The organism is Companilactobacillus miaonis (genome assembly GCF_036913615.1).
In the GTDB taxonomy this organism is placed as follows: domain Bacteria; phylum Bacillota; class Bacilli; order Lactobacillales; family Lactobacillaceae; genus Companilactobacillus.
In genome coordinates, this window is the sequence record NZ_JAYKTX010000003.1 from 1 (window position 1) to 15,155 (window position 15,155).

General features: G+C 36.3%; 12 protein-coding genes, 3 tRNA genes, 1 rRNA gene and 1 riboswitch. Of the genes, 14 read left to right on the forward strand and 2 right to left on the reverse strand.

What is annotated here, in order from left to right; genetic code table 11:
- The 4 genes from rrf to U8521_RS02860 all read left to right on the forward strand — a co-directional run.
- Positions 1-86, forward strand: a 5S ribosomal RNA gene (rrf, locus tag U8521_RS12745); the annotation flags it as partial.
- Between the two features lie 8 nt (positions 87-94).
- Positions 95-167: transfer RNA gene (locus U8521_RS02850), tRNA-Asn, on the forward strand.
- A gap of 14 nt (positions 168-181) precedes the next feature.
- Positions 182-272 (forward strand) — tRNA-Ser (locus U8521_RS02855).
- Between the two features lie 107 nt (positions 273-379).
- Positions 380-453, forward strand: a tRNA-Arg gene (locus tag U8521_RS02860).
- 42 nt (positions 454-495) lie between these two features.
- On the opposite strand, the gene dapF is transcribed toward U8521_RS02860, so the two are convergent.
- Both dapF and U8521_RS02870 read right to left on the reverse strand, forming a co-directional pair.
- Positions 496-1,455 carry a diaminopimelate epimerase gene (dapF, locus tag U8521_RS02865; RefSeq protein ID WP_334351815.1) on the reverse strand — a complete coding sequence of 320 codons (960 nt, stop codon included), beginning with the start codon at positions 1,453-1,455 and terminating at the stop codon, positions 496-498.
- 14 nt (positions 1,456-1,469) lie between these two features.
- Complete coding sequence (locus tag U8521_RS02870) at positions 1,470-2,828, reverse strand: aspartate kinase (protein WP_334351816.1); 1,359 nt, start codon at positions 2,826-2,828, stop codon at positions 1,470-1,472.
- 145 nt (positions 2,829-2,973) lie between these two features.
- A riboswitch (Lysine riboswitch) is annotated at positions 2,974-3,149 on the forward strand.
- A gap of 67 nt (positions 3,150-3,216) precedes the next feature.
- Here U8521_RS02870 and lysA point away from each other — a divergent pair.
- From lysA to nrdG, 10 genes are all read left to right on the forward strand, one after another.
- Entirely contained in the window at positions 3,217-4,500 is a 1,284-nt protein-coding gene (lysA, locus tag U8521_RS02875; protein ID WP_442886003.1) for a diaminopimelate decarboxylase, read from the forward strand.
- A 10-nt stretch (positions 4,501-4,510) separates the two neighbouring features.
- A complete protein-coding gene (gene dapD / locus U8521_RS02880) occupies positions 4,511-5,215 on the forward strand; it encodes a 2,3,4,5-tetrahydropyridine-2,6-dicarboxylate N-acetyltransferase (RefSeq protein WP_334351817.1) in 705 nt (234 codons plus the stop codon).
- A gap of 2 nt (positions 5,216-5,217) precedes the next feature.
- Positions 5,218-6,390 carry an N-acetyldiaminopimelate deacetylase gene (locus tag U8521_RS02885; RefSeq protein WP_334351818.1) on the forward strand — a complete coding sequence of 391 codons (1,173 nt, stop codon included), beginning with the start codon at positions 5,218-5,220 and terminating at the stop codon, positions 6,388-6,390.
- A complete protein-coding gene (gene dapA / locus U8521_RS02890; protein ID WP_334351819.1) occupies positions 6,375-7,244 on the forward strand; it encodes a 4-hydroxy-tetrahydrodipicolinate synthase in 870 nt (289 codons plus the stop codon). Before U8521_RS02885 ends, dapA begins: the two co-directional genes overlap by 16 nt.
- A 10-nt stretch (positions 7,245-7,254) precedes the next feature.
- Complete coding sequence (dapB, locus tag U8521_RS02895; RefSeq protein WP_334333568.1) at positions 7,255-8,028, forward strand: 4-hydroxy-tetrahydrodipicolinate reductase; 774 nt, start codon at positions 7,255-7,257, stop codon at positions 8,026-8,028.
- A gap of 79 nt (positions 8,029-8,107) precedes the next feature.
- Positions 8,108-9,298 (forward strand): aminotransferase class I/II-fold pyridoxal phosphate-dependent enzyme, encoded by a 1,191-nt coding sequence (locus U8521_RS02900; protein WP_334351820.1) that lies wholly within the window; start codon positions 8,108-8,110, stop codon positions 9,296-9,298.
- 18 nt (positions 9,299-9,316) lie between these two features.
- On the forward strand, positions 9,317-10,375 hold the full coding sequence (locus U8521_RS02905) for an aspartate-semialdehyde dehydrogenase (RefSeq protein ID WP_334351821.1): 1,059 nt from the start codon (positions 9,317-9,319) through the stop codon (positions 10,373-10,375).
- A 348-nt stretch (positions 10,376-10,723) separates the two neighbouring features.
- The gene (locus tag U8521_RS02910) at positions 10,724-12,031 is read left to right on the forward strand and encodes a hypothetical protein (RefSeq protein WP_334351822.1); all 1,308 of its coding nucleotides are present in this window, start codon (positions 10,724-10,726) and stop codon (positions 12,029-12,031) included.
- A gap of 248 nt (positions 12,032-12,279) precedes the next feature.
- Positions 12,280-14,487, forward strand: a complete 2,208-nt coding sequence (nrdD, locus tag U8521_RS02915) for an anaerobic ribonucleoside-triphosphate reductase (RefSeq protein ID WP_334351823.1) — start codon at positions 12,280-12,282, stop codon at positions 14,485-14,487.
- The gene (gene nrdG / locus U8521_RS02920) at positions 14,417-14,998 is read left to right on the forward strand and encodes an anaerobic ribonucleoside-triphosphate reductase activating protein (RefSeq protein WP_334351824.1); all 582 of its coding nucleotides are present in this window, start codon (positions 14,417-14,419) and stop codon (positions 14,996-14,998) included. Before nrdD ends, nrdG begins: the two co-directional genes overlap by 71 nt.
- Positions 14,999-15,155: the final 157 nt, after the last annotated feature.

Sequence of the window (15,155 nt, forward strand, 5' to 3'; positions counted from 1 at the left end):
TTCCCATGCCGAACACAGAAGTTAAGCTTCTTCACGTCGAAAGTAGTTGGTGGGAAACTACCCGCGAGGATAGATAGTCGCTACGCTGTTTTATTCCGGATTAGCTCAGTTGGTAGAGCATCTGACTGTTAATCAGGGTGTCGTCAGTTCGAGTCTGACATCCGGAGTTTTTTTTTACCTTGGAGAGTTGTCCGAGTGGCTGAAGGAGCATGATTGGAAATCATGTATACGGGTATTGACCTGTATCAAGGGTTCAAATCCCTTACTCTCCGTAAGCATAATGTCTTTGCATAAATGCAGAGACATTTTTTATCTTAAGGCTTCCCAAGGTAATTTCGACAAATTGTCTACTTGATGTTACAATGTAGTCGAAGAAAATGCGCCCATAGCGCAATTGGATAGAGTGTCTGACTACGAATCAGAAGGTTGTAGGTTCGACTCCTACTGGGCGCATAATATAAAAGAGGTTCACGATTTTATCGTGAACCTCTTTTTTTATTTTATACTTTGAACAAAAGCTTGATAATCAGATTCCTCACCAGTTTGAGTGATAGAGATGTTTGTTAAATCATTTTCGTGCAATTTTTGCTCATCTATGTTTATTTCATGAGTGAAAGTTGCATTGCCGATTAACTTGATCAAACTTTTTTCTTTATCAGTATTTAATTGAATATTTGTCTTTACCATACCGCCTGGATTGTAAACTGAAATATCTTTAGTTGAATCAAATTGCTTATTATGAAGAATTGCAAATAATAAACTAGTAGCGGACATTCCGGTTCCACAGGCATTAGTAAAACCAACCCCACGTTCGAATGTCTGGACGAACAATTTGTTAGTTCCTAAGATCTTGCAAAAACTAACGTTGACTCCTTCAGGAAAATAAGGATTTTTAGCATTTAATTTGGTACCTAAATTGTTTAATTCATCATGATCAATTTCTTCGACGAATTTGATCAAGTGAGGATTAGGAACAGCAACTGCAGAATAAGTTCCGTTACCGAATTCGGGTACTTCTTGATCGATCATTTCGTTTAAATCACGATAGGAAAATGGTAAAGCGTCTTTTTGAAATGAGATTGGTGATATTTCGACACTAAAAGCAGGAACGCCGGAATAGAAATCTTTGGCACGCTTAACTGCTAAATTTGATTCTAAAGTCTCAACTTTGAATTCATTTAACTGATATTTATCTGATAAGTAACGACTCACTGTCCGTAATCCGTTACCACACATTTTAGCTTCACTACCATCAGCATTGATAACACGCATTTTACCAAGACAGTCAATACTTGTATCGACCACTAACAAACCGTCAGCCCCATTAAGAACATTTTGGCAAAGATTGATTGCCAGTTGTTTTATTTCAGTATCAGTCAAAGGTTTATCTAATAAGGATTGATCTAAGATAAAGAATTGATTTTCAGAACCATGTACTTTTAATAATTTAACCATGTAAAAAACCTCACTTAATCAAAAAATGTTTTATAGATTTGTCGAACGGCTTCGTCGGCATCAGAAACTTGGGTTCCAATCATAATTGAGATTCGTGAAGCCCCTTGGTTGATCATATGAATAGCAATATTATTTTCAGTCAATGAATCGATCACTTTACCGATCGTATCGACGTTATGTGCGATTCCTTCACCAACCACCATAATGATTGCATAATCGTTTATCCATTCTAAATAATCTGGATTTAAAGTTTCTTTGACATCACGACACAATTTTTGGATAGTATCTTTATCTAACTTACTGCGATCGAAAATGACAGTTAGATCATCAATACCTGATGGCATGTGTTCGTACGAAATATTGTACTTATAGAAAATTTTTAAAAGTTTCAAAGTGAAACCGACTTCTTTATTCAGCAGGTAACGGTGCAAGTAGAGTGCTGAGAAGCGTTTGGAACAAGCAATACCTGTAATTTGATTGGCAGGATCAAAAATAAATTGTTCTGGAACAATCATTGTACCGGGTGCTTCAGGATTATTGGTGTTTTTAATATTAACGGGAACTTGTCCTTTAACAGCAGGAATAATCGCCTCGTCTTGAAAAACTGAAAAACCGGCATATGATAACTCACGCATTTCTCGATAAGACATTTTTTTGATAGCTTGTGGGTGTGCCACGATTTTATTATTGGCGACATAAATTGCGTCAACATCAGTGAAATTTTCGTATAGATCTGCATTTAGACCACGACTTAAAATTGCACCTGTGATATCAGATCCACCTCTAGAGAAAGTATAGATCGAACCATCTTTGCTGTAACCAAAGAAACCAGGAAAAACTAATCGAGAGTCTTTTGGTAAATCGAGGCGACTCAAATTTAAATATGTCTCAGGAGCAATATCGGCGTCATTTGGTTGACCTTTTACAACAATACCGGCAGCTTTTGGATTGATAAAAATGGCTTTGATGCCTTGAGAATTTAAAACATCAGTTAACAACATGGCATTCAAGTATTCACCGTGAGCCTTAAAGACAGCCATTAAATGTTCATCATCGGAAAAATCAGTCGTAGCTAATTTTTCTAATTTATCGTTTAAATGAGAGGTTACTGAGTCATCAAGTTTGAAGTGGTCAGCGATTTCTTGGTAGCGTGACATGATTTCTGAAACGATTGGCTGATAATCTTTTTTATTTAAAACGGACTGAGCATATTCAATTAATAAATCAGTTACTTTAATGTCGCCACTGAAACGTTTCCCCGGTGCCGAAGTTACAATTACTTTTCGTTCAAAATCATCGTCAATTATTTTAATTACTTTTTCGAATTGATCGCCTGTGGCAAGAGAACTACCACCAAATTTGATGACCTTCATACAATACACCCCTAAAAATTAAATAGTTTTTAATGATGAGTGTATCATTTTTGGAACTTATGACAAGAAAAAAGTTAATAAAGTTAGAAAAAATGATTAATTTTTAATATTGCTTGACGAATAATGAGTGTTGTTATAATCTTAATATCAATAAAGAGGTCGCAATTGACATCAGTAAATGGATGAGCTACTGCAATAGCGTTGATTTCATTGAAAGGGAAAATTGCCGAAGTGTTAGATTTTGCAGAATCTAATGAACTGGGGCGTATTAATAAGAGGATACGAACTGTCGCAGTGATTGCTGCGTTGAGCTTATAACAATTTGTGTGGACTGGGTCTCTTTGTTATTGGCAAAGAGATCTTTTTTTATTCTAAAGGAGTTTTGAATATGATTATTGATGAATTGCAAAGTAATAATGGTCACTTGATGATAGGTGGAGTCGACAGTACCGTTTTAGCAAAGAAGTATGGCACGCCACTGTATGTTTTTGATGTTGAGAAAATTAGAAAACAGATTAGAAGTTTTAAAACTGCTTTTGAAAAAAATCAATTGAAATATCAAATTAGTTACGCCAGTAAAGCTTTTGCGGTTAAAGCAATTTATCAGGTCATGAAACAAGAAGATGTTCATGTTGATGTCGTTTCTGGTGGCGAATTGTATACGGCACTGCAAGCTGGTTTTCCAAGTGAAAAGATTAGTTTTCACGGTAATAACAAGTCAGCGGATGAATTAAAGATGGCCGTGGAAAATCATGTCGGTGTGATTATCTTAGATAACTTCTTAGAGATTTCCTTGCTCAGTCAAATTTTACACACAACTAATCAAAAAATTAACGTCATGTTACGTTTGACTCCGGGAATTTCAGCTCACACTCACAAGTATGACCAAACTGGACAGACTGATAGTAAATTTGGTTTTGATGTTGAATCTGGTCAAGCTAAACGTGCTTTGAAACTAGTTTTAGCTGATCCAAATATGAAAATGATTGGGATTCATGCACATATTGGTTCACAGATTTTTGGAACACAAGGTTTTGTTATGTTAGCGAAAAAGATGATTGAGATCGCCAAAAGTTTTCAAACTGAATTAAATTATTGGCCCGATGTTATTAATTTGGGTGGAGGTTTTGGTATCAGCTATACCGAAGACGATGATCCGATCACTGCAGAAACATTTATCTCACAAATTAGTGATGAATTAAAAAATGATTGTCAAAATGTTCCCGAAATTTGGATTGAACCAGGACGTTCAATCGTTGGACCAGCCGGATATACTTTGTATTCTATTGGATCACGTAAGGATATTCCTAATTTAACCTCTTATCTATCAGTTGATGGTGGCATGGGAGATAATATCAGACCGGCTTTGTATCAAGCTAAATATGAAGCTGTCGTGGCCAATAAGATGGATCAGCCAAATCAAGAAAGAGTGCATATTGCTGGTAAATATTGTGAATCAGGTGATATCTTGATTGAGAATCTAGCAGTGCCTAAGACTAAACCAGGTGACATCTTAGCAGTTTTAGATACAGGTGCTTATGGATATTCGATGGCAATGAATTACAACCGAAATCCGAGACCGGCAGTTGTTTTTGTAGAAAATGGCAAGGACAAGTTAGTAGTAAAAAGAGAAACTTATGCGGATTTAATTAAATTAGATGGTGACTATTAAGGAGTAGCTTATGACAAAGATGGGTGCAGAAGAAATTATTAATTATATAGGAAACGCTAAGAAAATTACGCCAGTAAAAGTATATTTACAAGCAGATATTAGTGGTATTGAATTTCCTCAAGCAGTTAGTGTATTTCACAGCAATGATTTAGCAATTTTAATTGGTGATTATCAAGTTATTCTACCAATTTTACGAACACATAATTTAACAAACTACTATGTCGAAACAATAGCTCAAAATTCAGCGGTTCCGATGCTAGATATTAAAGGAATTGATGCGCGAATCGAACCAGGTGCAATTATTCGTGATCAAGTTTCGATTGGACATAACGCCGTTATAATGATGGGAGCGATTATTAATATCGGTGCAGAAATTGGTGATCGATCAATGATTGATATGGGAGCTGTTTTAGGTGGCCGAGCTATCGTCGGAAAAGATTCTCATATTGGAGCAAATGCTGTTTTAGCAGGTGTTATTGAACCAGCTTCGGCACGACCAGTTAGAATTGGTGATCACGTAATCGTCGGAGCAAATGCTGTTGTTTTGGAAGGCGTTCAAGTTGGTAATGGAGCTGTTATCGGAGCGGGAGCTGTTGTTACTAAAGACGTCGCAGAAAATGAAGTTGTTGCGGGTATTCCTGCAAAACAATTAAAAATTAAAGATCAAAAAACGACTGATAAAACAAAACTTGAAAGTAATTTAAGGAAGTTGTAAAGATGGTCTTATCAAGTGATAAATTAATTCGAATCAGACGACAGTTGCATCAGATTCCAGAACTAGCGATGAACGAGTTTCAAACGAATGATTATTTGCTACAAGTCATCAATAGCTTTTCGCAACAATATTTAGAAATTGGCAGCATACCTGATTTGCCTACGGCCATATTGGTACGAGTCAATGGTAGTAGTCCTAAACGCAACATTGGTTATCGGTGCGACATGGACGCTTTGCCCGTCGATGAAGATAATGGTTTAAGTTACGCTTCGAAACATCCACATGTTATGCATGCTTGTGGACATGATATTCATATGACAGTAGCTTTAGGAATTTTAAATTATTTCAGTGAGAATCAACCAATCGATAATTTGATATTTTTCTTTCAACCAGCTGAAGAGAGTCAAAGCGGTGGGAAAGTTGCTTATGATAGAAATGCTTTTTCAGGACGCTTTCGTGTAGATGAATTTTATGGACTGCATGATAATGCCCAGTTACCAGCAGGCGTTATAGGATGTCGTAACGGTACCTTATTTGCCGGTACAACCGAAGTCAATATTATTATTACTGGTAAGAGTGGCCATGCAGCTTATCCTCATTTAGCAAATGATAGTATCGTTATCGCAGCAAACTTTATCCAGCAAGTACAGACAATTGTGTCACGCAATATCGATCCCACTAAATGCGGTGTGATTACTTTCGGTAAGATTGATGGTGGTGTGATTAGAAATGTAATTGCCGGTTCAACGCGCTTGGAAGGTACGATACGTGGTTTAACACAACCAATGATTGAATTTATTCGTCAACGAATTACTGAAATCGCTAGTGGATTACAAAAATCATTTAATTGCCAGATTACGGTCGAATTTAATCAAGGTGGTTATTTTCCGGTTGAAAATAATCCAAGATTGACTAAGATCTTTATTGATTTTATGAAAAACGATCCTAAAGTCACTTTTCAAGAAACCGAGCCAAAAATGACGGGCGAAGATTTTGGCTACTTGTTAAATAAGATTCCAGGAACGATGTTTTGGTTAGGCGTCGACAGTCCAGGAGCCTTACATTCAGCTGAGTTTTTACCTAAAGAGTCTGCAATTGACAAAGGAATTGCAGCGATGACTAGCTTTTTGAAATATAGGATGAAATTGGAGGATAAAAAATGTTCAATGATGTAGATTTAATGACGGCGATAATTACTCCGTTTGATCAAGCACAAAAAATTGATTATCCAGCTCTGAAAAAGTTGACGGAACACTTACTCGCAACAGGCACGAAGGGTTTTGTCATTGGCGGTACGACAGGAGAGACACCAACTTTGACAGAAGCTGAAAAACTAGAATTGTATCGGAAATTTGTTGAAATAGTCGATGGTAGAGTGCCAATTATTGCTGGAGCCGGTAGTAACAATACTCAACAGACGATTGATTTTATTAACAAGTTGGCTCAGATTTCAGGAATTGATATGGCTTTGGTCGTAGTACCTTATTACAACAAGCCTAATCAACGTGGCATGAAGGCTCACTTTGAAACAATTGCTAAGAATTCCCCCTTACCAATTATGATCTACAATATTCCAGGTCGAACCGGAGTCTTGATGGAAAAGGAAACTGTCGTTGAATTATCTCAAAATCCAAATATTCAAGGAATCAAACAGTGTAATACGATGGAAGATTTGGAATACATCGTTGAACATACTCCAGCTGATTTTAATGTTTACAGTGGTGAAGATGCCCAAGCACTTTTTGCAAAAGTAATTGGTGCAAATGGAGTCGTGTCAGTAGCTTCACACATTTATGGAAATGAAATGTCGAAGATGTACAGCCTTTTGGATCAAGGAAATTATCAAGAGGCAGGGGCAATCCAACGTCAATTGACACCTAAGATGGCAGCTTTGTTCATGTATCCTTCACCTTCACCAGTTAAAGCAGCTTTGAATAAATTAGGTTATCAAGTTGGTGGCTGTCGTTTGCCAATTGTATCTTTGAATGATGAAGAAAAAGCTATTTTATTTGAAAAACTAGGATTATAGGAGGATTTAGATGATAAAAGTAATTGTTTCTGGTTTCAATGGATCAATGGGACAAAAGGCCGTTAAGATGGTCAATTCAAATGACGATTTACAATTAGTTGCAGGTTTTAATCCAGTAGTTAAAGAGCTAGATCCAGCAAAATATGGGTTAGCTAAGGAAGTAAAAATTTTTAATCGGTTAGATGATATTGATGTTGCAGCTGATATTTGGATCGATTTCTCAATCCCTAGTGCTGTTTATGAAAATACTAAGTTTGCAATTGAACACGGTATTCGTCCAGTAATTGGAACTAGTGGAATGTCTGAAGAACAGACGCAACAGTTAAAAAAATTAGCCGATAGTAAAAATCTTGGTGGGATCATTGCCTCAAACTTTGGTTTATCAGCAGTTTTGATGATGAAATTTGCGCAGGTAGCTGCTAAGTACTTTGATGAATCAGAAATTGTCGAAAAGCATCATGAAGATAAAATCGATGCACCATCTGGAACAGCTTTGAATACTGCTCGCTTGATTTATGAAGCTCGAGGACATGATCAAGTTCAGCACAGTAATAACGACCCAATGCAGACGCGTGGTGGCGATTATCATGGAACGAAGATTCATGCTTTGCGTCTACCTGGATTTGTCGCCGATGAGGAAGTTATTTTTGGTGGAACCGGTGAAACTTTAACAATTTCTCAGAGTACGACGGATCGAGAATCATTTATGACTGGAGTTAAATTAGCTATTCATGAAGTGATAAAACAAGATCATTTAGTGATTGGACTAGAGAAAATTATTTAGAAATAATTACATTAAAACTAATTAAATGAGTCTGATTTATTATAGAATTAAATTAATATAATTTAAGGAGTGTAATAGAATGCCAGAATTAGATTCAACTGTAAAGAATGTTGTAAATGAGACGCTTGATCCAATGGGTCGTTCCCAAATCAGAATTTTTGCAGAAAAATTTGCTAAGATTCCTGGAATCATCAAAATGACTCTAGGTGAGCCTGACTTCAATGTTCCTGAACATGTTAAAGCCGCCGCAATTGAAAGTATAAAGGATAATGATTCACATTATTCTGACCAAAAAGGAATTCTTGGTTTACGTGAAGCCATTTCCAATTATTTAAGTCAACGTTTTGATATTCACTATGATCCAGAAACGGAAGTCGTAGTAACGATTGGTGCTACCGAAGCTATTTTAGATTCTTTAGCTGCCATTATTAATCCGGGTGACAAGGTATTGATTCCGACACCAACTTTTGCTTTGTACATTCCAATTGTCAAAGTACTAGGTGGAATTCCAGTTCAAATCAACACTACAGACGATGGTTTTCGTTTGACTGGTGAACGCCTTCAAGAAGTTATTGATGAGGAGGGAGCTGATAAGGTTAAAGCTTTGATGCTCAATTTCCCAGGTAACCCAACAGGCTTTGTTTATTCAAAGGAGCAACTGGAAGAAATTGTTGATGTAGTTAAAGATAAAAATATGTTTGTCGTTTCAGATGAAATCTATGCTGAATTGACTTATGGACGAAAACATATTTCATTGGCAAAATTAATGCCAGGAAAGACGATTTTGATTAATGGGTTATCGAAATCACACGCAATGACAGGTTACCGGATCGGTTATGTCGTTGGACCAAAAGATTTCATTACAAACGCAGCAAAGATGCATGCCTTTGCTGTCACTGCACCTTCTAATCCAGCTCAATATGCGGCTAAAGAAGCGTTGACTAATGGAATTGATGATCCAGTTGCAATGCGCGATATTTATCAAAAGCGCCGAGACTACATTGTTGAGCAATTAAATGACATCGGCTATAAAACACTTTTGCCAGAGGGAGCTTTTTATACTTTCTCAAAGATTCCAGAAGAGTTTCATTTAACAGCTATTGAATTTGCCAATAAGTTAGCAACTGAAGGCAAAGTTGGTGTCACGCCAGGTGTTGCTTTCGGTGAAGGCGGCGAAGGTCATTTCAGAATGTCCTACGCTTGTTCAATGGATGATATTAAAGAAGCCATGAAACGTTTAAGAGCTTTTACTGAACAATTAAAAAATTGATTTAAGGGATGAAATAATATGAGTGATGGATATACAGTAGCAATTTTAGGTGCCACAGGTGCCGTGGGAACGCGTTTAATTCAACAATTGGAACAATCAACGATTCCAGTAAGTAAAGTTAAATTATTAGCGTCATTTCGTTCAGCCGGGAAAGTTTTACAATTCAAAGGTCAAGATGTGACCGTTGAAGAAGCTAAGCCAGAATCCTTCGATGGTGTCGATATTGTTTTAGCTTCAGCAGGTGGTTCAGTTTCAAAGAAATTCTTGCCTGAAGCTGTCAAACGAGGCGCAGTTTGTGTCGATAACACTAGTGCTTTTCGAATGGAAGAGTCAGTTCCTTTAGTTGTTCCTGAAGTCAATGAGGCAGCGTTATACAACCATCACGGTATTATTGCCAACCCTAACTGTTCAACGATTCAAATGATGGTCGCACTAGAACCGATTAGAAAAGCTTTTGGTTTGAAACAAATTATCGTTTCAACTTATCAAGCTGCAAGTGGTGCAGGTCAGAGTGCTCTAAACGAGCTATATTCCGAAGCAAAAGATTACCTAGATGGTAAAGATATGCAAGCTAATATTTTCCCAACTAAGGGAGATAAAAAACACTATCCACTAGCCTTTAATTTGTTGCCACAAATTGATGTCTTAGAGGACAATTTATATTCACATGAAGAGTGGAAGATGATTCATGAAACTAAGAAAATCATGCTTGGCGACATGAATTCACCAAAAATCAAAGTTACTGCAACTTGTGTCAGAGTTCCAGTTCCCATCAGCCATGGTGAATCGATCTATATTGAAGTAGAAGACAAGTCAGCTACAACTGAACAAATTCAAGACTTGATCAGAAAAGCTCCAGGAGCTGTTTTGCAAGACGATCCCAAGAATCAAGTTTATCCACAACCTATTAATGCAGTTGGCAAGCGTGAAACATTTGTTGGTCGGATTCGTCCAGATTTGGAAAACCAAGGTGCTTTCAATATGTGGGTCGTTTCCGACAATCTACTAAAAGGTGCAGCTTGGAATACGGTTCAAATTGCGGAGTGCTTAGTAGCAGACGGCTTGGTTCATAATTAGAGTTTGTTGCTCCGGACTGAATAACGGATCTATGTTTTATCTGCTTTCCGTTTATTTAGGAATAATAGTTCTATTTGAAATAAAAGAAACAAAATTTAAAACAAACTAAAAAAATAACATCTATTCTTTAATAGTACGCAATTGGTTGTTAAGTAATCATACGCATATTGAGAATAGATGCTATTTTATTTTCAGAATTGATTGAGATAAATATTAATAGATACTATCTTGTGCGGAAAACGGCAATGCAAAAAGAAAACTGCTGTATTTTAAACCTTGTTCCATTTTTTTTGCGTGATTTCTGTTAGAATATTCAGAGACAAAAAAATTTTCAAGGTGAGAATAAAAATGAAGCGAATAACGAATGTTTTCAACGAAGGTGCCTTAGACTTATTGGCAAATGCCGGAGTCGCGATACCGTATTTCTTCTGTTTGACTTTGTACAATCAAAATAAGAGTGTCTTTGTATATGCTTTACCATTTTTAATGCTGTATACTTTTCGGGCTTTAGGGATGTTGATGACTACTTTTATCACATTGCCAGCTTCGACCATGTTAGCAATGTCGAGCTTTTTTGGCGTTATAGGTTCGTTATGTATCTTGGGAGCAGGCAATCCTGTCTTTGGTATTATCGGTGGAATCCTTTTAGGATTAGCATCTAGTTGGATTTGGCCTTATTATTTGACGGTGCGTTCTCGAGGTAAAATGGATAAAGAGTTTAAATTCAATCGGATGCATTTGTTATCAGTTGTTTTGACATTAATTCTGTTGCTCGTGGTTGAATTGATTGCGACAAAGACAAAATTATTGAGTTTATCTTTTGTTTTGCTAGCGTTCCTATTTTTTGCAGCGATGGTTGGCGGTATGACGATCACTCATCGTCTGACGTTCTACCAAGGGATTGAGACGAAACAAAAATTCAGAGTTAATTCTTTATTTAGTTTGATTGTTTTGGCCAGTTTAGTGATGATGGTCTTTATTATTCGTTATTCTAGACTCCAAGCAGTTTCCAAGACTTTTGATTTAGTGATTGGTGTCGCTGCTATTTTGCTATTTTTATTCTTGGCTTATTATCAGATTGATATTCATAAGAAGATTTTTCCAGTTAGTTTGGTTGCTATCAATCGTGGTGTTGTGATGAACTTTGTCATGTTGTATGCAGTATTTGACAGTACAGTTCGTTTTGGTTTCAATTCTTTGATGCTGATTTATGCAATTTATTTAATTGGTTTTGAATTAGGCCCAGTTATTTTGAAAAAGTATCAGTCTTTACGCTATCCATTGTTACTATTAGGCTTGTTGTTGACGCTGATCAATTTCACATACTTTATAGGTTTATTCCTATGTGCAGTCTTCGTAGGGACAGATAATCGAATTTTGAATGATACTTTATACAGTCACCCGGACTTAGATTCTGAAAGAGCATTTTTGATTAAATATCAATTGTCTTGTGTTGGGAATGTTTCTCAACAATTAGTCTATATGACGACAATTTATTTCATTAGTTATTTTACTAATATCAATGCTTTAGGATTCTTTAACAATTTGAGTGATGGGCCAACGAATGGTGTTTTGTATGCTGTTCATATTTTTATTACTGCAGTAGTTTTCATTTATGCTGCCGTGACATTTTATTTTGCCCGCGAAAAAGAATAGGCATTACAACGTTACGTATTTTTTGATTTTAATATTTTTACACAAAATAAACAGTTGCTCCGTCGATAGGGTAACGCCGATTTGTGAAAAATCAGAATGATGATTTTTCTAAAGTTACAAATTGACTACTATATATAGTATATGTGTGTTATATAGCACAATATATTGTATTTGGTAGTCTTATTTTTTTATAAAAATCTCTGTATACTATGACTGATAAAAATTATTTTGAAATGGTGGGAAAATAAATGGAAACGGTCTTAAATCAGTTAAAAACAATCCCAGTTGAAAAAAGAGATGGTACTCAAACTGATTTTTATAGTTATAAGATTGATTTTATTTTAGATAAATTAGAACTGACAAAAAATTCAAAGCAGACTTTAGAAGAAGTGCTAGTTTCTAAATTTCATAATAACGATTTAATAAAAACTAGTGAACTTCATCAGGTTATCTTTGAACAATTGTCAAAAGAATCACAGACTGCGGCTGATAAATATCAAACGTACTATTTGGCAGATCAAGCTCGTTTTAAAGATGCGACCAATGTGCAATTAAATATTGAAAAATTGTTTGATCGTAATGAGCAAGTAGTTCATGAAAATGCAAATAAGGATAGTAATATTTTTAATACGCAACGTGATTTAGAGGCTGGTGTGGCTAGTCGAGCTATGGGATTAAAAATGTTGCCTAATTTAGTTGCGAAAGCTCATCTACGTGGTGATATTCATTGGCATGATTTGGATTATTCGCCGGTGACACCAGAAACTAATTGTTGCTTGATTGATTTTGATGAAATGTTGAGTAATGGTTTTAAAATCGGTAATGCTTGGGTAGCTTCACCTAAATCGATTCAGACGGCGACGGCACAGATGTCACAGATCATTGCTAATGTTGCTTCATTACAATATGGAGGATGTTCAGCTAATCGAATCGATCAATTATTGGCTCCTTATGCGCAAATGAATTACCGGAAACATCTAGCTGATGCAAAGAAATGGATCATAGCTGAGAAACAAGTTGAGTTTGCTAAAGAAAAAACTAAAAAAGATATCTATGATGCTATGCAAGCTTTAGAATATGAGATCAATACTCTGTATTCTTCGCAAGGGCAGACACCGTTTACGACGATTAATTTTGGCTTAGGAACTAGTTGGATCGAACGACAAATTCAAAAATCAATTTTACAAATTAGAATTAAAGGCTTGGGGAAAGAACATCGGACAGCAATTTTTCCTAAATTAACGTTTACAGTTAAACGCGGTTTAAATTTGAATCCCAATGATCCAAATTATGATATTAAAGAATTAGCTTTAGAGTGTTCAACTAAAAGAATGTATCCCGATTTATTGATGTACGACAAAATCAAAGAAATTACTGGCAGTTTTAAAACGCCGATGGGATGTCGGTCATTTTTACAAGGTTGGAAAGATGAGAATGGGCGTGAAGTCAATTCCGGTCGCATGAATTTAGGCGTTGTAACGGTCAATTTACCTCGTATTGCTTTAGAAGCTCAAGGCGATATGGAATTATTTTGGGAAATTTTTGAAGAGAAGATGAATATTTGTCATCACGCTTTGGAGTATCGAATCGAAAGGACTAAACAAGCTAAGCCTGAGAATGCGCCATTATTATATATGTATGGTGCTTTTGGAAAACGTCTGAAAAAAGATGATTCGGTCGATGAATTGTTTAAAAATGAACGAGCCACAGTTTCGTTAGGTTACATTGGTTTGTATGAAGTTTGCACAGTCTTTTTTGGTGATCACTGGGAAAACAATCAGACGGCACATGATTTTGCCGAAAAAATTACTAAAGCTTTGCATGATAAATGTCAAATGTGGGCTAAAACTAGTGGCTATCACTACAGTCTGTATTCCACGCCGGCTGAATCGTTGACAGATACTTTTTGTCGTGATGATTTAGAGAAATTCGGTGCAATTCCTGACGTTACGCAAAAAGAATACTACACTAATAGTTTTCACTATGATGTTAGAAAGCATCCAAACCCATTTGAAAAATTGACTTTTGAAGAAGTTTTTCCTAAATATGCTTCGGGTGGTTTCATTCATTATTGCGAATATCCTAATTTGCGCCAAAATCCTAAAGCTTTGGAGGCTGTTTGGGATTGGGCCTATGATCATGTGGGTTATTTAGGGACCAATACTTCGATTGATCAATGTTTCAAGTGTGGTTTCAAAGGTGAATTCAATGCGACTGCTAGAGGTTTTGTCTGTCCTAGTTGTGGAAATCATGATCCTCAATTTTGTGATGTGGTAAAAAGAACTTGTGGATACCTGGGCAATCCTCAGCAACGACCAATGATTCATGGACGGCATGTAGAAATTGCCTCTCGAAAAAAGAATTTGACTCCGGAGATGATAAAGAATGTCGCAGAATACGAGAAAACCAAACAATCCGACTCCCAAAGAATGGTTAAGCGCGGATTACAGTCTTAAAAAATACGCTGATTATAAACCGTTCAATTTCGTTGATGGGGAAGGAATACGGTGCAGTTTCTATGTTTCGGGATGCTTATTTAAATGTCCTGGTTGTTACAATGTAGCTGCTCAAAGTTTTAATTATGGTAAACCTTATACAAAACAATTGGAAGATCAAATAATTTCTGATTTGAGTCAAAGCTATGTTCAAGGATTGACACTTTTGGGTGGAGAGCCTTTTTTGAATACCGAAGTTTGCTTGTCGCTTTGTCGACGTGTCCGTCAAGAATTTGGTCATGAAAAAGATATTTGGTCTTGGACAGGCTATACATGGGAAGAAATGATGCAAGAATCAGCTGATAAATTGGAATTGTTATCACTACTTGATATTTTAGTCGATGGGCGTTTTATGCTCGATAAAAAAGATCTATCGTTACAATTTAGAGGTTCATCTAATCAAAGGATTATTGATGTACCAAAATCCCTAGCAAGTGGTAACGTTACAATTTGGGATAAACTAATTAAGTAAAACAGAGAGTGGAACAAGCCGGTTAGACTCAGACAGATAGCCTAATTTCACGAATTACACACTGGTTTTGTGTGTGATTTGGGAAATGTAGCTATGCGGCTGAGTCTGGCTTGTGTAACTCGTTTTAGTTAGAGAGTGGAAAACTCTCAAGCATTAA

What these genes read in the sequence shown, in the direction of transcription:
- dapA (WP_334351819.1), top strand. Translation starts at nt 6,375, where the DNA reads ATGTTCAATGATGTAGATTTAATGACGGCGATAATTACTCCGTTTGAT.
- nrdG (WP_334351824.1), top strand. Translation starts at nt 14,417, where the DNA reads ATGTCGCAGAATACGAGAAAACCAAACAATCCGACTCCCAAAGAATGG.
- U8521_RS02885 (WP_334351818.1), top strand. Translation starts at nt 5,218, where the DNA reads ATGGTCTTATCAAGTGATAAATTAATTCGAATCAGACGACAGTTGCAT.
- lysA (WP_442886003.1), top strand. Translation starts at nt 3,217, where the DNA reads ATGATTATTGATGAATTGCAAAGTAATAATGGTCACTTGATGATAGGT.
- U8521_RS02905 (WP_334351821.1), top strand. Translation starts at nt 9,317, where the DNA reads ATGAGTGATGGATATACAGTAGCAATTTTAGGTGCCACAGGTGCCGTG.
- dapB (WP_334333568.1), top strand. Translation starts at nt 7,255, where the DNA reads ATGATAAAAGTAATTGTTTCTGGTTTCAATGGATCAATGGGACAAAAG.
- U8521_RS02910 (WP_334351822.1), top strand. Translation starts at nt 10,724, where the DNA reads ATGAAGCGAATAACGAATGTTTTCAACGAAGGTGCCTTAGACTTATTG.
- U8521_RS02870 (WP_334351816.1), bottom strand. Translation starts at nt 2,828, where the DNA reads ATGAAGGTCATCAAATTTGGTGGTAGTTCTCTTGCCACAGGCGATCAA.
- nrdD (WP_334351823.1), top strand. Translation starts at nt 12,280, where the DNA reads ATGGAAACGGTCTTAAATCAGTTAAAAACAATCCCAGTTGAAAAAAGA.
- U8521_RS02900 (WP_334351820.1), top strand. Translation starts at nt 8,108, where the DNA reads ATGCCAGAATTAGATTCAACTGTAAAGAATGTTGTAAATGAGACGCTT.
- dapD (WP_334351817.1), top strand. Translation starts at nt 4,511, where the DNA reads ATGACAAAGATGGGTGCAGAAGAAATTATTAATTATATAGGAAACGCT.
- dapF (WP_334351815.1), bottom strand. Translation starts at nt 1,455, where the DNA reads ATGGTTAAATTATTAAAAGTACATGGTTCTGAAAATCAATTCTTTATC.